The sequence below is a fragment of the Clostridium sp. NSJ-49 genome (genome assembly GCF_014287725.1).
Lineage (GTDB): Bacteria > Bacillota > Clostridia > Clostridiales > Clostridiaceae > Clostridium > Clostridium disporicum_B.
Genome location: NZ_JACOOP010000006.1, coordinates 1 through 26,364, shown reverse-complemented (window position 1 = coordinate 26,364; position 26,364 = coordinate 1). Strand labels below are relative to the sequence as shown.

At 28.7% G+C, this 26,364-nt stretch carries 24 protein-coding genes, 4 tRNA genes, 1 riboswitch and 2 other annotated features; of the genes, 20 read left to right on the top strand and 8 right to left on the bottom strand.

The window, feature by feature from the left end:
* Positions 1–78 precede the first annotated feature (78 nt).
* The 6 genes from glmM to H8S10_RS03115 all read left to right on the top strand — a co-directional run bounded on the left by glmM (position 79) and on the right by H8S10_RS03115 (position 6,677).
* Positions 79–1,422: a phosphoglucosamine mutase gene (gene glmM / locus H8S10_RS03140; RefSeq protein WP_055267107.1), complete on the top strand. Its 1,344-nt coding sequence runs from the start codon at positions 79–81 to the stop codon at positions 1,420–1,422.
* Between the two features lie 332 nt (positions 1,423–1,754).
* Positions 1,755–2,177 (top strand): FMN-binding protein, encoded by a 423-nt coding sequence (locus H8S10_RS03135; RefSeq protein ID WP_186837916.1) that lies wholly within the window; start codon positions 1,755–1,757, stop codon positions 2,175–2,177.
* Positions 2,178–2,408: 231 nt separating this feature from the next.
* Positions 2,409–2,510: riboswitch (purine riboswitch) on the top strand.
* Positions 2,511–2,587: 77 nt separating this feature from the next.
* Entirely contained in the window at positions 2,588–3,889 is a 1,302-nt protein-coding gene (locus H8S10_RS03130; RefSeq protein ID WP_207731827.1) for an NCS2 family permease, read from the top strand.
* Positions 3,890–4,006: 117 nt separating this feature from the next.
* Positions 4,007–4,181: a binding site (T-box leader), on the top strand.
* 158 nt (positions 4,182–4,339) lie between these two features.
* On the top strand, positions 4,340–6,001 hold the full coding sequence (gene gltX, locus H8S10_RS03125; RefSeq protein ID WP_055266669.1) for a glutamate--tRNA ligase: 1,662 nt from the start codon (positions 4,340–4,342) through the stop codon (positions 5,999–6,001).
* A 248-nt stretch (positions 6,002–6,249) separates the two neighbouring features.
* Entirely contained in the window at positions 6,250–6,402 is a 153-nt protein-coding gene (locus H8S10_RS03120; RefSeq protein WP_156334263.1) for a hypothetical protein, read from the top strand.
* A 137-nt stretch (positions 6,403–6,539) separates the two neighbouring features.
* Entirely contained in the window at positions 6,540–6,677 is a 138-nt protein-coding gene (locus H8S10_RS03115) for a hypothetical protein (RefSeq protein ID WP_172675765.1), read from the top strand.
* A gap of 189 nt (positions 6,678–6,866) precedes the next feature.
* On the opposite strand, the gene H8S10_RS03110 is transcribed toward H8S10_RS03115, so the two are convergent.
* Entirely contained in the window at positions 6,867–8,525 is a 1,659-nt protein-coding gene (locus H8S10_RS03110; RefSeq protein ID WP_055266667.1) for a glutamine--tRNA ligase/YqeY domain fusion protein, read from the bottom strand.
* A gap of 288 nt (positions 8,526–8,813) precedes the next feature.
* Between H8S10_RS03110 and H8S10_RS03105 the strand changes: the two genes are divergently transcribed.
* The 3 genes from H8S10_RS03105 to H8S10_RS03095 all read left to right on the top strand — a co-directional run bounded on the left by H8S10_RS03105 (position 8,814) and on the right by H8S10_RS03095 (position 10,718).
* Positions 8,814–9,128, top strand: a complete 315-nt coding sequence (locus tag H8S10_RS03105; RefSeq protein ID WP_055266665.1) for a DUF1540 domain-containing protein — start codon at positions 8,814–8,816, stop codon at positions 9,126–9,128.
* 179 nt (positions 9,129–9,307) lie between these two features.
* Entirely contained in the window at positions 9,308–10,150 is an 843-nt protein-coding gene (locus H8S10_RS03100; RefSeq protein WP_186837915.1) for a CPBP family intramembrane glutamic endopeptidase, read from the top strand.
* Positions 10,143–10,718, top strand: a complete 576-nt coding sequence (locus H8S10_RS03095) for a 5-formyltetrahydrofolate cyclo-ligase (protein ID WP_070205690.1) — start codon at positions 10,143–10,145, stop codon at positions 10,716–10,718. Before H8S10_RS03100 ends, H8S10_RS03095 begins: the two co-directional genes overlap by 8 nt.
* 36 nt (positions 10,719–10,754) lie before the next feature.
* On the opposite strand, the gene thrS is transcribed toward H8S10_RS03095, so the two are convergent.
* A complete protein-coding gene (gene thrS / locus H8S10_RS03090; protein ID WP_055266659.1) occupies positions 10,755–12,686 on the bottom strand; it encodes a threonine--tRNA ligase in 1,932 nt (643 codons plus the stop codon).
* A 72-nt stretch (positions 12,687–12,758) separates the two neighbouring features.
* Positions 12,759–12,972, bottom strand: a binding site (T-box leader).
* A 167-nt stretch (positions 12,973–13,139) separates the two neighbouring features.
* Between thrS and H8S10_RS03085 the strand changes: the two genes are divergently transcribed.
* From H8S10_RS03085 to H8S10_RS03075, 3 genes are all read left to right on the top strand, one after another.
* Positions 13,140–13,223, top strand: a tRNA-Leu gene (locus tag H8S10_RS03085).
* A 116-nt stretch (positions 13,224–13,339) separates the two neighbouring features.
* Positions 13,340–13,414 (top strand) — tRNA-Gly (locus H8S10_RS03080).
* A gap of 88 nt (positions 13,415–13,502) precedes the next feature.
* Positions 13,503–14,378 carry a LysR family transcriptional regulator gene (locus H8S10_RS03075; RefSeq protein ID WP_186837914.1) on the top strand — a complete coding sequence of 292 codons (876 nt, stop codon included), beginning with the start codon at positions 13,503–13,505 and terminating at the stop codon, positions 14,376–14,378.
* 5 nt (positions 14,379–14,383) lie between these two features.
* Here H8S10_RS03075 and H8S10_RS03070 read toward each other — a convergent pair whose 3' ends face one another.
* The 3 genes from H8S10_RS03070 to H8S10_RS03060 all read right to left on the bottom strand — a co-directional run bounded on the left by H8S10_RS03070 (position 14,384) and on the right by H8S10_RS03060 (position 16,105).
* Complete coding sequence (locus tag H8S10_RS03070) at positions 14,384–14,944, bottom strand: chromate transporter (protein WP_055266655.1); 561 nt, start codon at positions 14,942–14,944, stop codon at positions 14,384–14,386.
* 1 nt (position 14,945) lies between these two features.
* Positions 14,946–15,545, bottom strand: coding sequence for a chromate transporter (locus tag H8S10_RS03065; RefSeq protein ID WP_186837913.1), 600 nt, complete (start codon positions 15,543–15,545; stop codon positions 14,946–14,948).
* Between the two features lie 158 nt (positions 15,546–15,703).
* Positions 15,704–16,105: an HNH endonuclease signature motif containing protein gene (locus H8S10_RS03060; protein ID WP_055266651.1), complete on the bottom strand. Its 402-nt coding sequence runs from the start codon at positions 16,103–16,105 to the stop codon at positions 15,704–15,706.
* 324 nt (positions 16,106–16,429) lie between these two features.
* Here H8S10_RS03060 and H8S10_RS03055 point away from each other — a divergent pair.
* The 3 genes from H8S10_RS03055 (at position 16,430) to H8S10_RS03045 (ending at position 18,382) form a co-directional block, all read left to right on the top strand.
* Positions 16,430–16,503, top strand: a tRNA-Gly gene (locus H8S10_RS03055).
* Positions 16,504–16,526: 23 nt separating this feature from the next.
* Positions 16,527–16,602, top strand: a tRNA-Lys gene (locus H8S10_RS03050).
* Positions 16,603–16,942: 340 nt separating this feature from the next.
* On the top strand, positions 16,943–18,382 hold the full coding sequence (locus H8S10_RS03045; protein ID WP_347707663.1) for a Na+/H+ antiporter NhaC family protein: 1,440 nt from the start codon (positions 16,943–16,945) through the stop codon (positions 18,380–18,382).
* A gap of 129 nt (positions 18,383–18,511) precedes the next feature.
* Here H8S10_RS03045 and ispF read toward each other — a convergent pair whose 3' ends face one another.
* Positions 18,512–18,985 carry a 2-C-methyl-D-erythritol 2,4-cyclodiphosphate synthase gene (gene ispF, locus H8S10_RS03040; protein ID WP_186837911.1) on the bottom strand — a complete coding sequence of 158 codons (474 nt, stop codon included), beginning with the start codon at positions 18,983–18,985 and terminating at the stop codon, positions 18,512–18,514.
* Between the two features lie 394 nt (positions 18,986–19,379).
* Here ispF and H8S10_RS03035 point away from each other — a divergent pair, with 394 nt between their 5' ends.
* From H8S10_RS03035 to H8S10_RS03015, 5 genes are all read left to right on the top strand, one after another.
* Complete coding sequence (locus H8S10_RS03035) at positions 19,380–19,973, top strand: class D sortase (RefSeq protein WP_055266645.1); 594 nt, start codon at positions 19,380–19,382, stop codon at positions 19,971–19,973.
* A 9-nt stretch (positions 19,974–19,982) separates the two neighbouring features.
* Positions 19,983–20,975, top strand: coding sequence for an anti-sigma factor domain-containing protein (locus tag H8S10_RS03030; protein ID WP_186837910.1), 993 nt, complete (start codon positions 19,983–19,985; stop codon positions 20,973–20,975).
* 17 nt (positions 20,976–20,992) lie between these two features.
* Positions 20,993–21,778 carry a 23S rRNA pseudouridine(2604) synthase RluF gene (gene rluF / locus H8S10_RS03025; RefSeq protein ID WP_055266640.1) on the top strand — a complete coding sequence of 262 codons (786 nt, stop codon included), beginning with the start codon at positions 20,993–20,995 and terminating at the stop codon, positions 21,776–21,778.
* Between the two features lie 328 nt (positions 21,779–22,106).
* Complete coding sequence (locus tag H8S10_RS03020) at positions 22,107–22,835, top strand: DUF3298 and DUF4163 domain-containing protein (RefSeq protein WP_186837909.1); 729 nt, start codon at positions 22,107–22,109, stop codon at positions 22,833–22,835.
* 27 nt (positions 22,836–22,862) lie between these two features.
* Positions 22,863–24,239 carry an aldehyde dehydrogenase gene (locus H8S10_RS03015; RefSeq protein WP_186837908.1) on the top strand — a complete coding sequence of 459 codons (1,377 nt, stop codon included), beginning with the start codon at positions 22,863–22,865 and terminating at the stop codon, positions 24,237–24,239.
* Between the two features lie 55 nt (positions 24,240–24,294).
* Here H8S10_RS03015 and H8S10_RS03010 read toward each other — a convergent pair whose 3' ends face one another.
* Entirely contained in the window at positions 24,295–25,362 is a 1,068-nt protein-coding gene (locus H8S10_RS03010) for a mannose-1-phosphate guanylyltransferase (RefSeq protein ID WP_186837907.1), read from the bottom strand.
* 295 nt (positions 25,363–25,657) lie between these two features.
* The gene (locus H8S10_RS03005; protein WP_055266631.1) at positions 25,658–26,095 is read right to left on the bottom strand and encodes a globin domain-containing protein; all 438 of its coding nucleotides are present in this window, start codon (positions 26,093–26,095) and stop codon (positions 25,658–25,660) included.
* Positions 26,096–26,364: the final 269 nt, after the last annotated feature.

Below are 26,364 nucleotides of genomic sequence, written 5' to 3'. Positions count from 1 at the left end.
AGGAATACGATGTATACTATAGTGGGGTTTTACTAGTTCATTAAAGTATATACAATAAAAATAAGTGAGGTAATTTAAATGAGTAGAATGTTTGGAACTGATGGAGTAAGAGGTGTAGCAAACACTGAATTAACTGCAGATATTGCTTATAGTTTAGGAAGAGCTGGAGCTTATGTTTTAACAGAAGGTACACATAAACCAAAGATACTAGTAGCTAAGGATACAAGAATATCAGGTGATATGTTAGAAGCAGCTTTAGTTGCAGGGATACTTTCAGTAGGAGCAGAGGCTGTATTGTTAGGAGTTGTACCAACACCAGCAGTAGCTTATTTAACAAGAAAATATAATGCTGATGCAGGAGTAATGATTTCAGCATCTCATAATCCAGTTCAAGATAATGGAATAAAGTTCTTTGATAATAGAGGATATAAATTAGATGATAGTATAGAAGATGAAATACAAAGAGTTATAGAAAGTAACTTCGCAGAGGTTCCATCACCAATAGGAGGAGCTATAGGTAGATGTAGTACTGAACCAAGAGCGTTAGATGAATATATAGATTTTGTTAAGTCAACTATTACAGGTGATTTAAAAGGAGTAAGAGTTGGATTAGATTGTGCTAATGGAGCAGCTTACGAAGCAGCAGTTAAGGCATTTAGAGAGTTAGGTGCAGTAGTTAGAGTAATCAATGATAATCCAGATGGAGAAAATATTAATGATGCTTGTGGATCAACTCATCCAGAAGAATTAATGGATTATGTTGTAAGAAAGAATTGTGATTTAGGATTTGCTTTTGATGGTGATGCAGATAGATGTATGGCTGTTGATGAAAAAGGAAATTTAATTCATGGAGATTATATCTTAACTTTATGTGCTAAGCACTTAAAAGACGAAGGAAAGTTAAAGGATGATACTTTAGTAGTAACTGTGATGAGTAACCTTGGTCTAGATATAGCTTGTAAGAAAGAAAATATAAAGACTATTAAGACTAAAGTTGGAGATAGATACGTATTAGAAGAAATGCTTAAGAATGGATATGTTTTAGGGGGAGAACAATCAGGACATATAATATTCTTAGAACATAATACAACTGGAGATGGATTATTAACAGCACTTCAAGTTGCATCTATTAAAAAGCATACAGGAAAAACTTTAAGTGAATTAGCTGGAATAATGAAAGAGCTACCTCAAGTATTAGTAAATGCTAGAGTTACTAATGATAAGAAGAATATATACTTAGAAGATGAAGAAATAATAAACTCTATTAAGGAAATTGAAGCTAAGCTTAATGGAAAAGGTAGAGTGTTAATAAGAGCATCAGGAACTGAACCTCTAATAAGAGTTATGCTTGAAGGTGAAAATCAAGAAGAAATCGATAAAATGGCCCATGATCTTGCTAACTTAATACTAAGCAAAATATAAAATTAAAGACCACACAAGTGGTCTTTTTATTTTTCAAGTAAATTATAGTTAAATCAATTTTATAAATAACATTAGAAGTATAGAAAAAACATAAGACTAGCGAATAAGATTTTTTAATTTAGTAAAAAAGAATTGGGTGAAATTTAAAGAAAAATGATAAAATGATAAAAAAATAGTCATACAAATAATAAAGTGGTAAAAAAATAACCGATAATTGATAAGCAGGTAAAGTTGTGTTAATTTTAACAATCGTGTTGAAAAAATAACAAATTTGTTGTACAATCTTATCATGATAACGATTAATAAAATTATTTTTTAGGGGGATAATATTTATGAAAAAGAAAGTAATCGCAGTTACATTATTAGCAGCTATGGCATTAACAGGATGTGGATCTAAAGGATTTACAGGAGAAAAAGTTGGAAAAATAGAAGATTCAAAAGGAAATGTAACTATGGCAACTGTTCAATTTGAAAATGGTAAAGCAGTAGCAGTAGACATTGATGTTAAACAAGCTGATGGATCAATGAAATCAGAAGCTTCTAAATCAGGTGCTTATGATATGAAAAATGAACCAGGAAAGAAATGGCACGAACAAGCTGACTTATTAGAAGAGTTCATCGTAGCTAACGACTTTGATTTAAGCAAAGTAACTTTAACAAATGACGAAGGAAACACTGATGCAGTATCAGGAGTTACAATAAAAGTTAAAGGTTACTTAGACGCAGTTCAAGATGCTCTAGATCAAGCTAAATAATTAATAAGTTAACATATTTGTAAGATGCTATCATGTTATTTGATAGCATTTTTTTATTTAATTAAATTTTTAAGACAAAAAATATTTACAATTTTTAAAAGTGGACAAGAAATTAAAAGTAGTTTAGTATAAATACAATATATGAAATCCTAAATCTATACTTAATAAAGGTACACGTTGATTTAGAGAAATTATTTTGCGCTTACGAATTATATTAGTAGCGTGCTTCATATTAAAAGTAATCACTTTTATCGTATAAAGTTGGTAATATGGTCCAACAGTTTCTACCAAATCGCCTTAAATGATTTGACTACGATATGTCGATATACATATATGTGTATCTATTTACATATCTATTATCCCTTATACGATAGATGCTTTGATTACAAAGGCATAAGGGGGAACAAAAGATGAATTTCATTTCTAATTATTTTCAATTTAAAGAAAAAGGAACTAATTTTAAAACAGAGTTAATCGGTGGATTAACAACTTTTTTAACAATGGCTTATACGTTATTTGTAATTCCAGAAGTGTTATCTAATACTGGAATGCCTAAAGAGGCAGTATTTGTAGCTACAGCATTAGCAGGAGCCATAGGAACATTGATTATGGGAATATATGCAAAATTTCCAATGGCTTTAGCACCAGGTATGGGATTAAACGCATTTTTTACGTTTAGTGTATGTTTAGGTATGAATATTCCATGGCAAACTGCTATGGCAGGAGTTTTGGCATCAGGAATAATCTTTATAATTTTATCTATAACAGGATTTAGAGAAACAGTAATTAAGGCAATTCCTAATAATCTTAAATATGCAGTAAGTGCAGGAATTGGACTTTTTATAGCTTTTATTGGATTTAAAAATGCTGGAATAGTAGTAGCAGATCCAGCAACATTTGTAGCATTAGGAAATTTAACTGAACCATCAGTATTGTTGGCGATATTTGGGTTAATAGTTATGGCAGTGTTAATGGTGAGAGGAAATAAAATAGCTATATTTATTGGATTGGTTGTAACAGTATGTGTTGGTATGATATTTGGATTAGTAGATGTACCAAAAGCAATAATTTCTATACCACCATCAATAGCGCCTACTTTTGGAGTAGCAGTTAAGAATTTAGGTAATATCTTTAATCCACAAATGATTATGGTTATATTCACATTCTTATTTATGGACTTTTTTGATACTGCTGGAACAATTGTAGCAGTAGGTTCAAAAATAGGTTTAATTAAGAAAGATGGTTCTGTAGAAGGTGGTTCAAAAGCATTATTGGCAGATTCCGTGGCTACTTGCGTGGGAGCTGTTTTAGGAACAACTAATACAACATCTTATTCAGAATCTTTGTCAGGAATAGCAGTTGGGGCTAAAACTGGATTTTCAAGTGTAGTTGTTGGAGTAATGTTCTTAATATCTTTATTCTTTTCACCATTGTTATCGGTAATAACCACTCAAGTTACAGCACCTGCTTTAATAATAGTAGGATCATTGATGTTTATGTCTGTAGCAGATGTTGAATGGAACAAGAGTGAAATAGCAATATCATCATTTTTGACTATAATATTAATGCCTTTAACATACAGTATAGGGGAAGGAATTGCATTTGGATTCTTGACATATGTAATACTTATGTTAGCAAAGAAAAAATATAAGGAAGTACATCCGGTAATGTATGGATTAGCTGTATTGTTTATTATTTACTTTATAATTTAAAAAATAATTTATCATTTGTCATTTTTAATTTGTAACTGATTTACTCTTTACAATAAAAATGCATAATTGTATAATTAATCTGGTATATGTGAATAATATACCAAAGAGATAATTTTATATAAAGCGATGAAAAAGAAGAGTAAGCACTTAATTAAATCAAAGAGAGTTAGGGCTGGTGAGAACCTGATATTTAATAATGCTGAAGGAAGCTTTGGAGCTATATTTTCAATTAAGTGGGTTAGTAATAACCAATTTAGGTGGTAACGCGGAAGATATGTCTTTCGTCCTAAAGAATTTTTTAGGACGAAAGACTTTTTTATTTTAAAATATAAAAATTAAGAAATAATATAAAACAATATATATTAAAAATAAAGAACTCTATATGAGCTTTATCATAAAGTCTTAATTTTTAAATCTTAACTATTAATTGTAGAAAGAGGAGAGAACAAAATGGCATTTGAAAAATTAGCAGAATTAATATTCCCTAATATTGATAAGACACCTCAATATTATATTGAAAAGTATCCTAAAAGAAATTTAAAAGAAGGTGCTGTAGTATGTAGATATGCACCATCTCCAACAGGGTTTCAACATATTGGAGGAGTATTTGCAGCTTTAATAAATGAAAGATTAGCAAGTCAAACTGAAGGAGTATTTTTCTTAAGAATAGAAGATACAGACCAAAAGAGAGAAGTTGAAGGAGCTATTGAAGATACAATTGCTACAATGCATAATTTTGGTATGGACTTCAGTGAAGGAATGACTGGGCAAGATACTTCAAAAGGTGAATATGGTCCATATAGACAAAGTGAAAGAGCTGAAATATATAAAACTTTTGCTAAAGATTTACTATTAAAAGGATTAGCTTATCCATGTTTCTGTACTCCAGAAGAATTAGCTGAATTAAGAGAAAGACAAGTAGCTAATAAGATAACTCCAGGATACTATGGAGAATATGCTAAATTCAGAAATATAACTGAAGAAGAAGCTATAGAAAGAATTAATAACGGAGAAAGCTATATTTTAAGATTAAAATCACCAGGAAATATTGAAAATAGAGTTGAGTTCCATGATTTAATTAAAGGTGATATTTCTTTCCCAGAAAACAATCAAGATGTTGTTATAATTAAAGGTGATGGACTTCCAACATATCACTTTGCTCACGCAATAGATGATTATTTAATGAGAACAACTCATGTTATAAGAGGAGAAGAATGGTTATCATCACTTCCAATACATGTTCAATTATTTGATGTTTTAGGATTCGAAAGACCAAATTATGCTCATATTCCAACAATAATGAAACAAGAAGGTGGATCTAAGAGAAAACTTTCTAAGAGAAAAGATGCTGAAGCTGCAGTTTCTTATTATAAAGAAGTAGGATATCCAACAGTATGTGTTATTGAATACTTATTAAATATCGTAAATTCAACATATGAAGAATGGAGAGCTGAAAATCCAACTGCTGATTATCACGAATTTAATGTTCAATTAGAGAAAATGAGCAAGAGTGGAGCATTATTTGATTTAGTTAAATTAAATGACGTTTCTAAAGATGTTATAGCTAGAATGCCAGCAAACGAAGTATATGCTCAATATACAGCATGGGCTAAAGAATTTGATAAAGAAATGTATGACCTAGTAACTTCAAATGAAGCTATGGCAAAAGAAGTATTTAATATAGATAAAGAAGGTCCAAAGCCAAGAAAAGATTTTGCTAAATGGGATGAAGTTAAAGACAAAATATTCTATTTCTTTGATGAATTATTCTACAATGAGACAGCAGAACAAGTAGAACTTCCAAAGACTTTATCATTAGAAAATGCTAAAGCTATAATCGAAGAATATGCTAAGAGATTTACTTTTAATATAGGAAGCCAAGAAGCTTGGTTTGAAGAGTTAAAAGTAATAGGAGCAGAGCTTGGATATTGCGCAAATAGAAAAGAGTACAAAGCTAATCCAGATGCTTTTAAAGGAATGATTTCAGATGTTGCTGGAGCAGTAAGAAGTGCATTATCACACAGAACTAATACTCCAGACCTTTATACTATAATGCAAATTATGGGTGAAGAAAAGGTAAGAGAAAGATTTGAAAGATTTTTAAGTTTATAATATATTAGATATTTATAAGATATAAGAATTCTCTACTTAGTTAGAGAGTTCTTATTTTTTATTTATATAATTTTATAATGGTACAAATTTAATATTATTGGAAGAGAACATTACAATGCTATTTTAAACAATTAATACAAGGTATTACGAAGAGAATAATGTACAAACTATTATTGTAGCGGTGGTAGAACTAAGTATTAGACTTGGCTGTATCAGGGCTAAATATATTTTAAAGAGGTGCTTTGTATATGAGTAAAAATGCAAATTGTGGATGTAATAAGGCGCAAAAATCAGCAGGCAACAATCAGTGGGCATCACCAGCTAGTGTACAATCAAGTATTTATGATAATTGTAAATGTAATAAAAAACAAGAGAAAACAGCAACTAATAATCAATGGTAATGCTTAAATAAATATAAAACTATATAAAATATAAATGTATTAAATTTTAATACATAACTTTATAAATAATTTCCATGTATTAAGATGAACTTAAAGAACATACTATTAATGAAACTTAATGAAGGAGGAGATTTCTAATGCATAATTATTGTAAAACAGCTACAAATAACGCATGGGCATCAAAACCTACATCAAGTTTAAATAGTTGTCAAAGTTGTAGGAGTCATAAAGAAGAAAAAACTGCTACAGATAATAAATGGACATCTACAAAATAGATTTGGCGACTCAGAAGTTGGTAATAACCCGTTACCTTACTTCTACTAATTCAATCATTTCACCTTACTAAGATGAGGTAGTCAACGGAGATGGGTATAAAATGAATCTTTGAGAAATTAATTAATTTCAATATAATTTTCATAATTTATATTCATACAAAAAAAGAGGTGGCCAGTGGCCACTTCTTTTTATAATTTAAATGATGATTTTAAAGGTACGATTCTATTAAACACTAATTTTTCAGATGTAGTATATTTAGAATCTACTGTAAAGAATCCGTTTCTAACCATTTGGAACTTATCTAGTGGACTTGCATTTTCTACAGCTACTGGTTCAATAAATCCTTGTAAAATTTCCATTGAGTTAGGATTTATTTGTTCTAAGAAGTGTTTACCTTCATTTCCTTCTTGATCATCTAATATTAATGGCTCATATAATCTAAATTCAGCAGGTTTTGCAGTTTTAGCATCTACCCAATGTATAGTAGCTTTAACCTTTCTTCCAGTGAATCCTGAACCACTTTTAGTTTCTGGATCATAAGTACAGTGAACTTCGATAACTTCACCATTTTCATCTTTTATTACATCAGTACATTTTACAAAATAAGCACCTTTTAATCTAACTTCGTTACCAGGGAATAATCTAAAGTACTTTTTAACCGGTTCTTCCATAAAATCTTCTCTTTCGATATATAGCTCTCTAGAGAATGGAACTAATCTCTTACCGAAAGATTCATCTTTAGCGTTATTTTCTATTTCTAACATTTCTGTTTGATCTTCAGGATAGTTAGTTATAACTAATTTTAAAGGTCTTAAAACAGCCATTGCAAGTGGAGCTTTCATTTGTAAATCTTCTCTTATGAAATAGTCTAACATTTGAGAATCTACTATTGAGTTAGCTTTAGCAACACCTATGGCAGAGCAGAAATTTCTTAATGCTTCTGGCGTACATCCTCTTCTTCTAAGACCTGATATAGTAGGCATTCTTGGATCATCCCATCCATCAACAACACCTTCATCAACTAATTGTTTAAGCTTTCTCTTACTCATAACAGTATTAGTCATGTTTAATCTAGCAAATTCTATTTGTCTTGGAATTGACTCCATTTCACATTCCTTAACAACCCAATCATAAAGAGGTCTATGATCTTCAAACTCTAAAGTACAAATAGAGTGAGTTACAGATTCAATAGCATCTTCTAATGGATGAGCAAAGTCATACATTGGATAGATACACCACTTATCGCCTGTATTATGATGAGTAGCGTGAGCTATTCTATAAATTATAGGATCTCTCATGTTCATATTAGGAGAAGCCATATCTATTTTAGCTCTTAAAACTTTTTCTCCATCTTTAAATTCACCTTTTCTCATTCTTTCGAATAAATCAAGGTTTTCTTCAACTGATCTACTTCTATATGGACTTTCTTTACCAGGTTCAGTTAATGTTCCTCTATATTCTTTAGCTTCTTCAGGTGTTAAATCACAAACGTAAGCTAATCCTTTTTTTATTAATAAAACAGCTCTGTTATACATTTCTTCAAAGTAATCAGATGCAAAGTAAAGAGCATCCCAGTTTCCACCAAGCCATTTAACATCTTCTTTTATTGATTCAACATATTCAGTATCTTCTTTAACTGGATTAGTGTCATCAAATCTTAAGTGAGTTTTACCTTTAAATTCTTCAGCTAATCCAAAGTTTAAAAGTATTGATTTAGCATGACCTATATGAAGATAACCATTTGGTTCTGGTGGGAAACGAGTTATTATTTCTTTATGCTTTCCACTATTAAGGTCTTCTACAATTATATTTCTTATAAAATTAGAAGAATTAATTTCATTTGACATAGTATTACCTCTCCTATTATCATATTTTAGTTTATTTTGAAATTAAAAGTTAATAAATATTATAAATACAACTTATTATTTAATCAAATTTCAACGGTTAAACTATATATTTTATATATTTACTATTAATAATAATTTTAATCTAATATAAGTAAAAAAGAAAGTAACCTTTATATAAAAAGTTATATAAATACAATAAAATCGACAATAAAATTATAGATGTGAATAAAAGAATCAATATTTCTAAAAATATAAATAAGACTCATATGTATTTTTAGGAGGTATAATATGACCAATTTAATTTGTAATGTAGAAAGTTGTATACATAATAATTCTGCATGCTGTTGTAAAGAAGGAATAACAGTAGGAGGGTCTGAAGCATCTTCGGCCTCAGCAACATGTTGTGATAGTTTTGAAGAAAAGCATGGAGCTTTCACAAGTAATTTTGAAGCACCTCATGGAAGCTTAAATGTTCAATGTGAAGCTGAAAATTGTACATATAATGAGAATCGTATGTGTGCAGCAGAAGCAATACATATTGCTGGCATGAATGCATGTACAACTGGAGAAACTGAATGTAATAGCTTTGTACCAAAACTTTAAGTTTGACCTAAATAAAAGAGGATTATTGTTTTACGACAAAGTGGAGGTTTTCACTTGTCGTAGACAATTTGCATTATACAAAGTATATTTTCATTTAGCGTAGCAATTTTTAATGTGGCGAAGCTACAGTATTGTGTGTATAATTAATTGTATAATAATAACAATTTAAAGGGTGAATAATGAAATTAAATTATATTAAAAACTTAAACGAAGGAAGTCTAGAAATTAAACCTATTACTTTTTGGAAGGCTATAATACTATCATTTATTTTTGATATAACTTATAGTTTTGTATATACTCCTATAAGTATATTCGTAGAGTTTTATAGAGATATGTTCTTTATGAATAGCTGGAGTGAAAATTTATTAACAACTATAACAGATTTTATTTATCAATATGGAATTATGTTAGTTATTATAGTGTTAATTAATAGAAGTTTTAAAACTAATGGAAATGTATTATATGATGAAAAAATCTCTAAGAAAAAGTACTTAGCTGGAGTAGGTATGATAGTTGGATATATATGTATTACCTATGGAGTATTTGATTTTCTATTATATTCATTGCCAACTCTAAATGAGGGGCTATATGAATATTTAGAAGAATATCTTTTGAATACATCATATATTTTTATATTTATTTCAAGCTGCATTATGGCTCCGTTCTTTGAAGAGATATTATATAGAGGAATATTGTTAAATGGATTATTAAAAAAGTATAGTTATAAAAAAGCAATAATATATTCAGCGCTTATATTTGGTATAGCTCATATGAATTTACCACAAGGAATAAATGCATTTCTTCTAGGTGTAATTATTGGACTAGCCTACTATTATACAAGATCAATTTATGTTTGTATGGGTATGCACTTTGCTAATAATTTTTTAGTTAATTTTGTAGTATATCCAGAATCAAGATTATGGACAATAATTTTGTTTATAGTAATTCCTATAATAGGACTAATTATTTTTATCAAATCTTTTAGGACAATAAAGAATAATAAAGGAATTGAAAATGTATAAAAACATCATTAGAAAAAAGGTATTAGACTTAAGACATAATTTAAAAAAAGAAGAAAAGAAGAGGTTAGATAGGATAATATATGAATCAGTAATAGAAAATGATCTATATATAAATGCCAACAAGATTTTTATATATGTAAGCTATAATAATGAAGTAGATACAATAGATATAATTAAAAATTCAATAGATAATAATAAATCAGTTTATGTGCCTAAGATTAATATAGAAGATAAAACTATGAAGTCAGTAGAAATTCACAGTTTAAATGAACTAAGTGTTAATAAGTATGGTATTTTAGAACCTAATATTGTGGATAAAAATAATACTGAAGAAAAATTTGATATCATAATAATGCCTGGAATAGCATTTGATAGTGATGGTAATAGAATCGGATATGGTGGGGGATATTACGATAAATATATTTCAAATTTAAATTATGATGTAGTTAAGGTAGCATTGGCATATAATTTTCAGATGGTGAATTATATAAAAGCAGAAGAGCATGATATTAAAGTAAATTATATATTTACTGATAAAGAAATGATTTATATAGAAAATACAATTTAGAAATAGAAAAGAGGCTGAAAATCAGCCTCTAAATTTTTATCTTTCTTTGTTAGCAATTTCAGTTTTAATTCTTTCAACGAATGAATCTAATGCAATTGCACCTTCATCATCGTTCTTTCTACTTCTTACTGCAACTTCATTGTTTGCAGCTTCCTTTTCTCCAACAACTAGGATATAAGGAACTCTTTCAAGTCTAGCTTCTCTTATTTTATAACCAATCTTTTCAGTTCTGTGGTCAACTTCAACTCTAACACCATTGTTTCTTAAAGTTCTAACTACGCTATCAGCATAATCAGCATATTTATCTGAAAGTGGAAGAACTTTTACTTGAACTGGAGCCATCCATGTTGGGAATGCACCAGCATATTTTTCTATTAAAGTTGCAATAGTTCTTTCATAACATCCGATTGAAGATCTATGAATAACAAATGGTATTTTCTTTTCACCATCTTTATCTATGTAAGACATACCTAATCTTTCACCTAGAGCAAAGTCTATTTGAACTGTTATTATAGTATCTTCTTTTCCATGAACGTTCTTAGATTGAATATCAAGCTTTGGTCCGTAGAATGCAGCTTCACCTTCAGCTTCAACATAATCTATATTTAAGTGATTTAATATAGTTCTCATTTGGTTTTGAGTAGCTTCCCAAGCTTCTGGGTTATTTATATATTTTTCAGTATTAGTTGGATCCCACTTAGAGAATCTATAAGTTATATCTTCTGCAATTCCTAGAGTTTCCATAACATAGTTTATTAAGTCTATAACTTCTCTAAATTCCGATTCAACTTGTTCAGGAGTACAAATTATATGTCCTTCTGAAAGTGTGAATTGTCTAACTCTAGTAAGACCATGCATTTCTCCAGAAGCTTCTTTTCTGAATAGAGTAGAAGTCTCAGCATATCTTATTGGAAGATCTCTATAGCTATGTTGTTCTGCATTATAAACAGTGAATTGGAATGGACAAGTCATTGGTCTTAAAGCCATAACTTCTGTATCTTTTTCTTCATCACCTAATACAAACATACCATCTTTATAGTGACTCCAGTGACCAGAAGCAACAAATAAATCATTTTTAGACATAAATGGAGTTTTAGTTAAAACATAACCTCTTTTTTCTTCTTCATCTTCAATCCATCTTTGAAGAGTTTGGAATAATTTAGCTCCCTTAGGCATGAATAGTGGAAGTCCTTGACCTACTTTTTCATCAGTAGTAAATATTCCTAGTTCTCTACCTAATTTATTATGATCTCTCTTTTTAGCTTCTTCTAAAGCTGCTAAGTGAGCCTCTAAATCAGCGTTCTTTAAGAATGCTGTTCCGTATATTCTAGAAAGCATCTTATTCTTTTCGTCACCTTTCCAGTAAGCACCAGCACTTCTTATAAGTTTTATAGCTTTAATATTCTTTAATGACATTACGTGAGGACCAGCACAAAGGTCTGTAAAATCACCCATTTTGTAGAATGAAATAACTTCATCTTCTGGAAGTTCATTTATTAATTCAACTTTATAAGGTTCATCCTTCATAAGTTCTAAAGCTTCATTTCTAGGAAGTTCAAATCTTTCTATTTGAGGATTTTCCTTTATTATTTTTTTCATTTCAGCTTCGATTTTTACTAAATCGTCTGCAGTGAAAGCTTTTTCTACATCAAAATCATAATAGAATCCATTAGCTATTGAAGGTCCTATAGCAAGTTTTGCTTCAGGGAATAATCTTTTAACAGCTGCAGCTAATACGTGAGAGATACTGTGTCTTACTGTATCCTTTCCTTCTTGAGAATCAAAAGTACATATAGCTAATTCACAATCTTCATTTAATTGAGTTCTTAAATCAACAACCTCTCCGTTAACAAGTCCACATTGAGCATTTCTTGCTAATCCTTCGCTAATAGATTTAGCAACATCTAAAACTGATGATCCATTTTCAACTTCTTTAATAGATCCATCTTTTAAAGTAATTTTAATCATTTTATATATCTCCTTTCATTTTGCTGTATAAAAAAAGCTCTACGTCACTTTTCTTATACAAATTTAGTATAGAAAAGGGACGAGAGCATATAATTCTTCCCGCGGTTCCACCCTTAATTGCCTAAAATTTAGGCCACTTAAATATCATCGTAACGTGATGTAAACGGACTTTATTAGAGTCACTCAGAGCTGGTTTTCAACTAGTTTCAAATAAAAATACTTACAGCTGATGTATTTTCTCTCTGGAAATGAAGTGGTAGTTTACTCGTCTCTTCAACGTTTTTATATATTTATAGAAAATATTATAAATATCTACATAAGAAATGTCAATAATTCGGATGATTTAATAATGAATTTAAAACTCTGAATGTGAGCAAAGTAAATATATTTTATAAATATTTCTAAAATATATTGTAATATATGGAATAAGGTGTATAATTAATAATATAGTAAGCAGATGTGGCGAAATTGGCAGACGCACTAGACTTAGGATCTAGCGCCTTTGGCGTGGGGGTTCGACTCCCTTCATCTGCACCATTTAAACCTTCGATTTATATCGGAGGTTTTTTATTTTATAAAATAGTTATAAAAATAGTGAACTTTTAATATAGATATAACAAGAAAATAAGTTAGCAAGAAATTAATAAATATTTGCGGAAGTGACTCAACGGTAGAGTGTCACCTTCCCAAGGTGAAGGTTGCGGGTTCGAATCCCGTTTTCCGCTCCAAGAATAACTAATATTATTTAGATATAGTATTAGTTATTTTTTATTTTTGTAGTATAATCAATTCATATTACGAGAGAAGGTATGGTATATGAATATAAGACATTTAAAAATTTTTATAACTGTTGCTGATTGTGGAAAAATGAGTGAAGCAGCAGAAAGACTTTTTATATCACAACCATCTGTTAGTCAAGCTATTAGAGAAATAGAAGATTATTACGGAGTTAAGCTATTTGAGAGACTTTCAAAGAAACTTTACATAACAGAAAGTGGAGAATTATTATTAAGATATGCTAGACATATTGTTAGTTCTTTTGATGAAATGGAGGCAGATTTAAAAAATTCAGGGCAAAACATATGCTTGAAGATCGGATCAACTGTCACTGTAGGAACTTGTATATTAAATGATATTATAAGTAAATTTGAAGAAGAAAATAAAGATATATCTACAAAAATAATTGTAAATAATACTAATGTTATTGAGAGTATGTTATTGCATAGTAATTTAGATATAGGAATAGTAGAGGGGATAGTTAATAATAAAGATCTTGTAAGAATTCCTATATGTAGTGATAAACTAGTTTTAGTATCAGGAAAAAAACATAACTTTTATTATAAAGATGAAATAAATATTGAGGAACTTTCAGGTCAAGATATGATTTTTAGAGAAAAGGGAAGCGGAGCTAGAGAGATATTTGACTCAATACTAGAAGAAAATAATATAGCTGTAAATGAAAAATGGAATAGCACAAATACAGAAGCTATAAAAAATGCAGTTATTGGGGGGCAAGGGTTAGGAATATTATCTACATTGATAATACAAGATGAAATTAAAGATGGTACACTACATATAATTCCAATAAAAAATATAGATATTTCGAGAGAAATATGTGTAGTGTACCATAAGGATAAGTTTATATCAAACCATTTAAAAAGATTGATAGAAAGTATACAATACTTAAAATAAGATTTTTAAAATGCCATATAAGCTATTGTTCCTATTAATCCTGAACCAAAAATAATTAATATAGGATTAACTTTAAATTTTCTGATAGCAAAAAGTCCTCCTACGAATAATAAAAATTCTATAGGTCTAAAATTTGATAATACTATATCTTGCTTTTCAGCTTGGAAAATAGCAAGTGTTAAAATAGATAATCCTGCTGAACTTATAAGAGCAACTACTGCAGGTCGAAGACTAGCCAATATAGTTTGTACACCACCGAAATTACGATATTTATAATAGTAGTGAGCTAGTATAAGACAAATAATAAATGAAGGAATTATACATCCTAAAGTACAAATAAGAGCACCAGGTAAACCAGCTAATCGAGTTCCTACAAATGTCGCTGAATTAATAGATATAGGACCTGGTGTCATTTCGGCAATAGTAATTAAGTCAGCAAACTCTGGAAGAGTCATAAGTCCATGTATATTTACTATTTGATTTTGTATTAGAGGTATAGCAGCATATCCACCACCAACACTAAATAATCCTACTTGAATAAAGCTTAAAAATAATAGTCCTAGCATATTATACCTCCAAATTTGCTTTCTTCTTAGAATTTTTTATATCTAATATAAGATTTACGATACCAACAAGAATACACAGTAAAATTACTGTTATCGCACTTATACCTAATACATAAGTCATAATAAATGCTATTATCATTAGAGCAATGTATAAAACTTGACCTGTTTTTATTACATTTTTAGCTAAATTTATAACAACATCACATATAACGGCAGCAACACCAGCTCTCATTACCATTAATGCAGTTCCTATAATTTGGCTTTCTCTAAATTTAACGTAGAATGAAGATATAACAGAGATAATAGCGATAGGAGGTATAGATGTTCCTACAACTGCAACAATTGATCCAAGAATTCCTTGCATTCTGTATCCTAAAATAACAGATGCATTTATTGGAATAGGACCTGGAGATGATTGAGCTATAGCTGTTATATCAAGCATTTCACTTTCATCTAGCCATCCTAATTCTTCAACGAATTTTTTCTTCATAAGAGATACAATTACAAATCCACCACCAAAAGTAAAGGCGCTAAGAATGAATGTAGATTTGAATAATTGCCAGAGTACTTTCCAATTTCTTTTATTTCTTAAACCTTCCATTAATAGATTCTCCTTCTTGTTATTGATACTTTTAACAAAGTCCTATAATAGTATAAGTTTAAATTTTTGATTAGTAAAATACGTATATTTTATTAAAAATATAGGTATTTACTTATGGATATATAAATAAAAAAAGAAACTGCTAATAATGCAGTTTCTTATATTTCATTTATTAATAAATCTAATGCAAGTTCATCTATCATTTCAGAAGAGTATAAAGTGTTTCCCATAAGCTTAAATATTATATCTTTCTTGCTATATCCTTCCTTATGAATTTTTAAGTCTTTCAATAATCTTTTTAGTGAACCATTATGAATTCCAAGTATTTCAGTTAGTTCTTTAGGCCAGTAATAATCTTTTGGAAGGCAATAATATAATTTCTCTTGTAACTCAAGTTTATACTTTAGATCAATAAAACGGTTATGGTGAGGACCGTCATTACCACGATGGTGTTCAGGACACAAGTATTTATAATTTATTTCTATATCAAAACCGCCTTGACTTCTAAATACTATATGATGAATATCAGCTATTTCACCACAAACTTCACATTTGTACAAACCTTTGCCCCCTTTTAATTTAATATATATATTATATTATCAATATTAATTTGTTTCAAATGTTACTATTGTATATTTATAATATAATATATTAATTGAGAGAATGAGATATTAATAAAAATTAATTATATCAATGAAAATAAAAGAAATTTTATACTATATTATATTAAGTTATTAATTATAAGGTGATAACTTTGAAATAAATAATACATAAGAAAAGTAATGGTTACAGAGAAGATTAATCATAGAAAAAAGTATAGTAATTATTGACAACTAAATTTTCAAGTGATAAAATTAAAAATGAAAAAGATAAATATTGTTTATGCGGGTATCGTATATCGGTAATACTCCAGCCTTCCAAGCTGGAAAGGTGGGTTCGATTCCCACTACCCGCTCCATTATAATTTTTTAAAATTAATATGCGCTATTAGCTCAGTTGGTAGAGCACCTGACTCTTAATCAGGGTGTCCCCGGTTCGAACCCGTGATGGCGCACCAAGCTTAATAAAAAAGATGGAGTATGTTCCATCTTTTTTTATTATATATACAAGAACAAATTTGTTGACATAACTTGTCTTAATTTGTTAGTATAATTATAAAAAAGAATACCTTATCAAGAGTGGTGGAGGGACTGGCCCTGTGAAGCCCGGCAACCTGTTTAGGTAGTTAAGAATTAATACTGTATAGTAAAGAGTTATTTTACTATATTATTAGCTATTGATTATTAATTACTTAATAGTTAGTGTTATTTTTTAGTTAAAGGTTATTTATAATAACTTTTAAGTGTTGAATTTTAACTAATGACGTGGTGCTAAATCCTGATAGATAAGAAGTATAAATATTAAGTGTACAGAGCTTCAGTATCTATTACTGGAGCTTTTTTTATTCTAAGATAATAAACTATAATCTAGAAGTATGTAGGATAAATACATTTTTTAACAAATGCAAAGAAAAAGGAGAAGAGAGAATGCAGAAAAAGGGAAGTTTAAGTGCTTTATTACCATTATTAGTTTTTTTAATTGTTTATGTGGGGTTATCTGTAATAGCTGGAGATATGTATGCGGTATCAGTTATAATACCATTTTCGGCAGCAGCGTTTACAGCAATATTTATGAGAGGTAAAGAATCTTTAACAGATAAGATAGAAATTTTTTGTAAGGGGGGAGGTGATAGTAATGTAATATTAATGATATTAATATTTGTTTTAGCTGGGGCATTTGCTCAGGTAGCAAAAGATATGGGAGCTGTTGATTCTACAGTTAATTTAGGATTATCAATATTACCAAGCAATCTTTTAATAGCAGGATTATTTATAATAGCATGTTTTATAGCATTATCTGTAGGTACATCAATGGGAACAATAGTTGCATTAGTTCCAATAGCAGTTGGAGTAGCAGATAAAACAGGGGTAGTAGTAGCTTTAGCAGTAGGAGCAGTAGTAAGTGGGGCAATGTTTGGTGATAATCTTTCAATTATTTCAGATACAACTATAGCTGCAACTAGAACACAAGGATGCGAAATGAAAGATAAGTTTAAAATGAACTTTAAAATAGTTTTACCAGCAGCTATTATTACAGCAATATTATTAGCGTTCTTAACAAGAAATGCTGGAATTACACAAGTAGAATCTTTAGAATATAGTTTAGTTAAAATATTACCGTATATAGCTGTAATTGTTTCATCTTTATTGGGCTTAAATGTAATATTAGTTCTTTTAGGTGGAACTATAATAGCAGGTGGAATTGGAATATATTTTGGTGCTTTTGATATAATGTCATTATCTCAATCTATAGCTACAGGCGTTATGGGGATGGGGGAACTTATAATAATTTCTCTATTAATATCTGGAACAATATCATTAATAAAACATAATGGTGGAATAGATTATATACTAAATAAGGGATTAAAAGGATTTAAGAATAAAAGAAATGCTGAATTAGGAATAGCAACATTAGTAAGTCTTGTTGATGTTTGTACTGCAAATAATACAATAGCTATAGTTACAGTTGGACCTATAGCAAAGAATATATCAGATGAGGTTGGACTTGAACCAAAAAGAGTTGCAGGAATAATGGACATGTTTTCTTGTGTATTCCAAGGTATAATTCCATATGGAGCACAATTAATTTCAGCAGCAGGACTTGCAGCGATATCACCATTTGCAATTATGAAGTATTTATTTTATCCATATTTAATGGGGGTATGTGCTGTTATAGCGATATTCTGGCACCACAGAAATAATAGCAAATTAAAAATAGAAGATAAGAACTTAAAATAAAAAACGATTTTACAATTTAGTCAGAGAAAATAAAAAAATAGATAATATACTTATTAATTTTATAAGTATATTATCTATTTTTAATTTTTAAATCTAAGTTTTTTGAGTATTTTTTACCGTTTGCTATTTCTAATTTTTAATTAGTAAACAAATACTTTGTGAAGATATTCCTTTTCCTTCACCTGTAAAACCAAGGCCTTCTTCTGTTGTAGCTTTAACGTTTATTTGATCTATATTTATATTTAAGGCATTAGCTATATTTTTTCTCATATCTTGTATATGAGGAGCCATCTTTGGTTTTTGAGCTATTATAGTTGAATCTATATTGTTTATTTCAAAACCATTATCTTTTAAAAGTTTCCCAACTTCTTTTAATAAATGTATACTAGAAATTCCTTTATACTTTGGATCAGTGTCTGGAAAGTGCTTTCCTATATCTCCAAGAGCAGAAGCTCCAAGTAATGAATCCATTATTGCATGTAATAAAACATCAGCGTCTGAATGTCCTAATAAACCTAATTCGTAAGGAATTTTTACTCCACCTAATATTAAATCTCTATTTTCTACTAATTTATGAACATCATAGCCCATTCCTATTCTCATTAAAATCACCTCGATAAAAATATAAATATATTTTACCACAAATAAGATAAAAAATTTAAATGAAAACAGAAGGTTTCTTCTTAGTAGCTTGAACTTTGTTTTTTAGTAGATATATTTGATTTATGATATAGCTTTCTTAAAGAGGACTTTAGAAACGCTTTTCTTATTTTTGTATACAATGAGTATAATAAAATCATATATTTTGATTTTATTTTTTTTCTTCTAAATAGGAAGTCTACATAGACAACATTATTTTTTTGGAGATGCATGTTAAACCACCCAATCTACAATATTATTGATTTCAAATAATATATTTAAAATACTTTATGCTATAATATATGTATAAAAAAGAAAATATGAACTTATTTAATAATTAATTATAGGTGATGGAAAAGTGGACAAGTTTAGAAGGGGTATTGGATTGTTACTTATAGCTGTGGGTTTAATTATAATAGGAACTGTAGTCTATAAAAAAGTAGAAACAATTAGAAAACAAAAAGCTGTTATTGAGATGTTTGAAAGTAGTATAAGTGAAGGGTCTTTAACAAGTAAAGAAGAAGTTAATCTAGAAGATATTAATGGATATACTCCTATAGCAATAATAGAAATACCAAGTATAAAGTTATCTCAAGCATTAGTTGAAGGAATTTCAGATGATGTTCTTAAATATTTCTTAGGCCATTTTAATGATTCTGCTGCTCCTGGTGAGAAAGGTAATTTTGCAGTAGCAGGCCATAGAGTTTCTGATTATACAGATGCTTTTATCAACTTATATAAAGTAAAAGCTGGAGATGAAGTAATAGTTAAGACACATGATAAAAAATATACTTACGTAGTAGAAGATAATTTTATTGTAGAGCCTGAAGACGTTCATGTTTTAGATGATACAAAAGAAGCAACTATGACATTAGTAACATGTACTGTAGGAGCTAAACAAAGGGTTATAGTAAAGGGAAGGTTAATTTCAGAAGAAGAGTTAAATAGTTAGGGGATAAAAATGGGGAGAGACGAAAGAGTAGTATATAGATTTTCATCTATAGCACCACTTATAGTTATAAGTGATGAGATAATTGAAGAAAGAAAAGAACAAATATTATTATTAAAGAGAGAACTTATTAATTACAGAGTAATATTAAAAGACTTAGCATTAATGGAAGTACCGTATTCAATAAAGAATGAACTTTTAAATATCGCTTTTTTTATAGTTCAAGATGTTGAAATATTAGATAATTTTAAAAGTAAGAAAAATATTCCGATGAGTGTAGTTGCAAAAGAATTTGGCAAGACTAGAAGATACTTAGAAGAATGGAGAGATAATATAGTGACATATGTTGTTATATTATCAGACCCTAAATATAAGCATATACAGGATTATTTAAGGGTAATAGAAGATGAAGAAAAAGATATTGATGTAAATGCGTTAAGTATTTTAAAAAATAATAAAGATATTAAAGGAATTGTTATAAGCTCTAGGAAAAAGAATGCGATGATAATGACCTCTATGGGTGACTTAGTAAAGATTAAGACAAATGATATAGTATCAATAGGTGAAGAGGTTAGTGGAACTCCAAAGAAGTTATTGAGAGATTATAAATTCCATATATCAATGTTAGTAGCTATCTTTTTAGTTTTAATCGGAATGACTATTTTCAGATATACTAAAGTAGTAAGTACTGTAATGGTAGGAACAACATCAAATATTGTATTAGAGGTAAATTCTTTTAATAGGATAAAAAATATATATTCTAGAACTGAAAGAGGAAGTAAAATGGTAGAAACCATTGATGTCCTTGATAAAGGTATAGATCATGCAATATATAGTATAATTAAGTATGCAAATGAAAATGATATGATGCCTCAAACAGGTATAATAGTTACTGTAAATGGAAAACCAATAAAATATGGACTATTATCTAAAACCGAGGATTATATATATTTAGAACAAATAGATTTTAAATTAAATAATTCTGGAATAGAGCAGAATTTTTAGTAGTAAGAGGGAAGTATATGAAACAAAATTCACAAAAAAGGAATAATATAATTATTCATAATGATAGACCAGATGATATAAGATTAAATAAATATATAAGTGAATCAGGTTATTGTTCAAGAAGAGAAGCTGATAAATTAATTGAAAGTGGAAGAGTTACTATAGATAATGTAAAAGCAACTATGGGAACTAAAGTTTCAAAAGGGCAAGTAGTAAGAGTTGATGGTAAAAAAATATATAAGGATGAAGAACTGGTATATATAGCTTTAAACAAACCAGTTGGAATTACATGCACAACTGAACATAAGGTAAAAGGAAATATAGTTGATTTTGTTAACCATGAAAAAAGAATATTTCCTATAGGAAGATTGGATAAAGATTCACAAGGACTTATCTTTTTAACGAATGATGGTGATATAGTAAATAAGATTCTTAGAGCAGGAAATAATCACGAGAAGGAATATATAGTAACTGTAAATAAACCAATTAATGATGAATTCGTTAAACGAATGAGTAATGGTATAAGAATACTAGGTCAAGTAACAAAGAAATGCTATGTTAAAAAAGAAGGTAATAACACTTTTAGAATTATACTTACACAAGGATTAAATAGACAGATTAGAAGAATGTGTGAAGCTTTAGGATATGAAGTTACTAAGCTTAAAAGAGTAAGGATTATGAATGTTAATTTAGATGATTTAAAAATAGGTCAATGGAGAGATATGACTGAAAAAGAGTTAAAAGAACTCAATAGATTGATATCAACATCTGTGAAAACTAAAGATGCTGAGCAAATAAAATAGAATTATTAATAAATTAAAAATAAACTGCTTAGGCGGTTTATTTTTTTGTTATTTTTACTATAAAATTTTGATTTGTTTTTATATTAAAATTTATAGAGCATTTTTGAAAGTGTGATTAACGAATTAATTAATGTGTATAATAAAAAATATTTGGGAGAATCTAATTTGGAATTATTTTTTACAAATAAAGGAGTTACACACAGTTTCCACAAGTGCCTGTGGATAAGTTGTTATAAATTTGTTGATAGCAATGTTAATAATTATTAGTAAAATTGTAGATAATATTGATAAAAGAAAGAACTATGTCGAAAAAAGAGGAGAGATATCGATGAAATGGCTAAAACAGGCGATTTTAGTAATATTCATGTTATCAACAGTTTTTGGGAGTTGTCCACAAAGTGTGTTGATAACAAGGGGATATAGTAATGTTTATCCACAGATGACTATTGTGGATAAAGTTTATAAGAGTAAAAATGATTATTTGCAAATTGATGTAACTATTCCACAAATAAAAAATTTACCGAATGAAGATAAAGAAAAAAATATAAATAATTTAATCACAACCTGGACAGAAGAATGGATAAATGATGCTAAATATATTGCAGATGAGTATTTTAAGAATGGAACACCCCCTTTAAATCCATATCAGCTTAATGCTAAATATAAAGTTACTAATTTGAAAAAAGTTATAAGCTTATATATTGATTATTATCAATATACTGGAGGAGCTCATGGTGTAACAACAAGAAAATCATATAATATAGATGAAACAACTGGAGATATATTAACATTAAAAGATCTGTTTAATAGTGAATATAATTATAAAGATAAGATAGATTCAAATATTAAGAATGAGATTAATAAAAATTCTGATATTTATTTTACTGGTAGAGAAGGATTTAATGGAATTGATGAAAAAACAAAATTTTATATAGAAGATGGTAATCTGGTGATATATTATGGACAATATGAAATTGCACCATATGCAACAGGAATACCAGAATTTCGTATACCTATAAATATGTTTGAAGAAAACTTTAAGTATGGTAAAATTTAATTTAAACATATGCTTAGAGAGGTTTATATGAAAGAAATTAAAAATATATTTAGTGATCAAAGGAAGTTCTTTGATTCAGGAAAAAGTAATGATATTGATGTTAGAATTAAACAACTAAAAACATTGAAAAAAGTTATAAAGGAAAATGAAAAGGAAATATTACAAGCATTAAAAGATGATTTAGGAAAATCAAACTTTGAAGCCTATGCAACAGAAATAGGGTTAGTATATGATGAGATTAATTTACACATAAAGAATGTAAGAAAGTGGTCTAAGAGAGAGAAGAGAAGTTCGCCAATTGTATATTACCCTTCAAAAAGTTACATATATAAAGAACCTTATGGAGTTACATTGATAATTGGGCCATTTAACTATCCGTTTCAATTAGTTATAGCACCACTTATTGGTGCTATATCAGCAGGAAATACAGCAATAATAAAGCCTTCAGAAACTACTATAAATACAGCTAGGTTACTAGAGAAAATTATAAATGAAAATTTTGATAAAGGATATATAAGAGTTGTTAATCCATTAGGAGGAAAAGAAGTAGTATCTTATCTTTTAGATTTACCTTTTGATTATATATTCTTTACTGGAAGCGTAAGAGTTGGAAAAATTGTTATGGAAAAGGCAGCTAAAAATCTTACTCCGATAACTTTAGAATTAGGAGGAAAGAGTCCTTGTATAGTGGATAGAGATGCAAATATTAATTTAGCAGCTAAGAGAATAGTTTGGGGAAAATTTTTGAATGCAGGTCAAACATGTGTTGCTCCAGATTATTTATTTTTACATAAAGATATAAAAGATAAATTTTTAAGAACTTTAGTTAAAGAAATTAAGACGCAATTTGGTGAAATAATAAAAGAAAGTCCAGATTATCCTAGAGTAGTAAATACTATATCTTTAGGTAGATTTTCAAATTATTTAAATGATGGAGATATATATTTTGGAGGAGAAATTGATAAAGATCAACTATATATGGATCCAACTATTTTAACTAACGTGAAGCTAGATTCATCAGTTATGACAGATGAAATTTTTGGACCGATACTTCCAGTAATAGAGTTTGAAAATTTAGATGAAACAATCAGTATTATAAATCATAGAGAGAAGCCATTAGCTTTATATTATTTCTCAGAAAGCAATAAAAATATAGAGTATATTATAGAAAGAACTAGTGCAGGAGGAGTAACTATAAATGATACTATAATACATGTTGCTAACGGAAACCTTCCTTTTGGAGGAGTAGGACCAAGTGGATTAGGGAAATATCATGGAAAAGATAGTTTTAATACTTTTACTCATAGTAAATCAGTTATGAAAAGAGGAACCTTTATAGAGTTTAAAGTTAGATTTGCACCTTATAATAATAGAATAAATCTATTAAGAAAAATAATGAAATAAATTATGAGCAACTGTAAAGAGGCCACCAAAAGGTAGCCTCTTTACAGCGATGACTTTATACAAAATCATCAAATTGCTCGTTAGTGTTAAGATCATTTAGCAGATGTTTAATTTCTTGGTCTTTATTCTTATCCATAACAAGAATAACATCACCAGCATCAACAACTACTAAATCTTTAACGCCAAAACCTATTATTAAATTTTTATCTCCAAAGATTGAACAGTTTTCACAATCTTGAACATATACATTCTTACTAATATTATTGCTATTATTTTTAGTTAAGAATCTGCTAAGTGCAGTAAAGCTACCAATATCATCCCAAGCAAAGTTACCTTTGATCACATATGCTTTTCTAGTACGTTGCATCACACCAAAGTCAATAGATATTCCATCTATAAGATTGTATTGTTCCCTAACTACTTGCTCTTCAAATTCTTCACCGATGTTTTGATAAATCTCCATAAGTGATTTATACATCTTTGGAAGATATTTTTCTATTTCACGCAGAATTACATCTGCTCTAAAGATAAACATACCAGAGTTCCATAGATAAGTGCCTTTTAGTAGAAAATCCTTAGCAACCTCTATATTGGGTTTTTCAGTAAATCGAGCAATTTTATAAGCTGCCTCAGAAGATACAATTCTTTCACCCATTTCAATATAACCATATCCAGTTTCGGGTCTAGTTGGAGTAATACCAACTGTTACAATGCCTCGACGTTTATTTGCTATATCAATAGCTTCTGACAATACATCTAAATATTCTTTTTTACCCTCTACATGATGGTCTGAAGGTAAGACAACCATTATGGCATCTTTATCCTTTTTTAAAAGCTTGACTGCAGATAAACCTATGCAAGTTGCGGTTTCCTTGTTTTGAGGTTCTGTAAATATATTGTCAGGATTTATATCGCTTAACTCATTTTTAATTTTATCTACATAATCTTGATTAGTAACAACGTAAATATTCTCCTTACTAATTAGAGGAGTTATTCTTTCAACGGTGTTTACTAAAAAGCTTTTACCATTAATTAGTTTCAAGAATTGTTTAGGTTGGTTAGTCCTTGATAAGGGATATAACCTAGTACCTTTTCCCCCTGCTAGAACTAGTGCGTATATCAAATGATCCAACTCCAAGTAATGCTATAGTGTATTATATGAGAGGAAAATAATATTTGTGAAATGTATAAAGAGATATTTGATTAATATAAATGCAATAAAATGAAGATATTAGTTAAAATAAATTGATTTTTAAATAATATATTTTTGGATTAAGATATTATTTTAAGTTTTTTTGTAATATTTGAAATATAATGATAATAAGAAGAGAAAAATTAAATAAAGTTTTTAGTAAAAAAAAATAAAGTCAGCATTACTGACTTTATTAGTAAGTATTCATTAATAGACTTAACTATTTTTAAGCTCTTGAAGCATATATTTTTGATTCAACATCTATAAATACTTGAGCAAGAACACCATAAGTTTTACCCCAAGCATCCATTATATCATCTGTAGCAGCATCTCCTAAAACTTCTTTTATAGCAATTAATAAATTTTCTCCAACTATAGGATAATGTTCAGGTTTTACTCCAGAATCACAATGTCTTATTGCTATTTTTTCAACTACAGGCATTATAGCTGATAGGTTGTCTATGTTTTGAGCAGAAGCTAGAATAGACATTGCTAATGCTTTAGGTTGTTCACCAGATTTTTGTCTATCCATGTTAAATAATGGTGCAACTTCAGGATTTCTTTCAAACATTGTCTTGTAGAAAGTTTTTGTAATATCTAATCCATGAGCTTTTAAAGCTGGAACTGTACTTTTTATTATATCCATTGTTTTTTGATCTAACATATTAAAACTCCTTTTTAGTAAATATTAATTAATAATTATTATCTATGAGTATAATATATCACTTTTGAATTAAATGTGCAAGTAAAATATACATTTAATTTTAAAATAAGTTTTTGAAGTTATGGGAAATTTAATATTATTAATTAAATTGAATCTGTTAAGTTGATATGAAAAAATAGCTTGATTTTTCATAGAATTGCTCGCTCTTTGAAAATTATATAAGTTTGAATTTTTTATTGTATGGTAAACAAACCTACAATAAAATTGAT

What these genes read in the sequence shown, in the direction of transcription:
- H8S10_RS03070 (WP_055266655.1), bottom strand. Translation starts at nt 14,944, where the DNA reads ATGCTAGGACTATTATTTTTAAGCTTTATTCAAGTAGGATTATTTAGT.
- H8S10_RS03075 (WP_186837914.1), top strand. Translation starts at nt 13,503, where the DNA reads ATGAATATAAGACATTTAAAAATTTTTATAACTGTTGCTGATTGTGGA.
- thrS (WP_055266659.1), bottom strand. Translation starts at nt 12,686, where the DNA reads ATGATTAAAATTACTTTAAAAGATGGATCTATTAAAGAAGTTGAAAAT.
- H8S10_RS03120 (WP_156334263.1), top strand. Translation starts at nt 6,250, where the DNA reads ATGAGTAAAAATGCAAATTGTGGATGTAATAAGGCGCAAAAATCAGCA.
- ispF (WP_186837911.1), bottom strand. Translation starts at nt 18,985, where the DNA reads ATGAGAATAGGAATGGGCTATGATGTTCATAAATTAGTAGAAAATAGA.
- H8S10_RS03065 (WP_186837913.1), bottom strand. Translation starts at nt 15,545, where the DNA reads ATGGAAGGTTTAAGAAATAAAAGAAATTGGAAAGTACTCTGGCAATTA.
- H8S10_RS03015 (WP_186837908.1), top strand. Translation starts at nt 22,863, where the DNA reads ATGAAAGAAATTAAAAATATATTTAGTGATCAAAGGAAGTTCTTTGAT.
- H8S10_RS03130 (WP_207731827.1), top strand. Translation starts at nt 2,588, where the DNA reads ATGAATTTCATTTCTAATTATTTTCAATTTAAAGAAAAAGGAACTAAT.
- H8S10_RS03135 (WP_186837916.1), top strand. Translation starts at nt 1,755, where the DNA reads ATGAAAAAGAAAGTAATCGCAGTTACATTATTAGCAGCTATGGCATTA.
- H8S10_RS03105 (WP_055266665.1), top strand. Translation starts at nt 8,814, where the DNA reads ATGACCAATTTAATTTGTAATGTAGAAAGTTGTATACATAATAATTCT.
- H8S10_RS03030 (WP_186837910.1), top strand. Translation starts at nt 19,983, where the DNA reads ATGGGGAGAGACGAAAGAGTAGTATATAGATTTTCATCTATAGCACCA.
- H8S10_RS03110 (WP_055266667.1), bottom strand. Translation starts at nt 8,525, where the DNA reads ATGTCAAATGAAATTAATTCTTCTAATTTTATAAGAAATATAATTGTA.
- gltX (WP_055266669.1), top strand. Translation starts at nt 4,340, where the DNA reads ATGGCATTTGAAAAATTAGCAGAATTAATATTCCCTAATATTGATAAG.
- glmM (WP_055267107.1), top strand. Translation starts at nt 79, where the DNA reads ATGAGTAGAATGTTTGGAACTGATGGAGTAAGAGGTGTAGCAAACACT.
- H8S10_RS03020 (WP_186837909.1), top strand. Translation starts at nt 22,107, where the DNA reads ATGAAATGGCTAAAACAGGCGATTTTAGTAATATTCATGTTATCAACA.
- rluF (WP_055266640.1), top strand. Translation starts at nt 20,993, where the DNA reads ATGAAACAAAATTCACAAAAAAGGAATAATATAATTATTCATAATGAT.
- H8S10_RS03100 (WP_186837915.1), top strand. Translation starts at nt 9,308, where the DNA reads ATGAAATTAAATTATATTAAAAACTTAAACGAAGGAAGTCTAGAAATT.
- H8S10_RS03115 (WP_172675765.1), top strand. Translation starts at nt 6,540, where the DNA reads ATGCATAATTATTGTAAAACAGCTACAAATAACGCATGGGCATCAAAA.
- H8S10_RS03095 (WP_070205690.1), top strand. Translation starts at nt 10,143, where the DNA reads ATGTATAAAAACATCATTAGAAAAAAGGTATTAGACTTAAGACATAAT.
- H8S10_RS03005 (WP_055266631.1), bottom strand. Translation starts at nt 26,095, where the DNA reads ATGTTAGATCAAAAAACAATGGATATAATAAAAAGTACAGTTCCAGCT.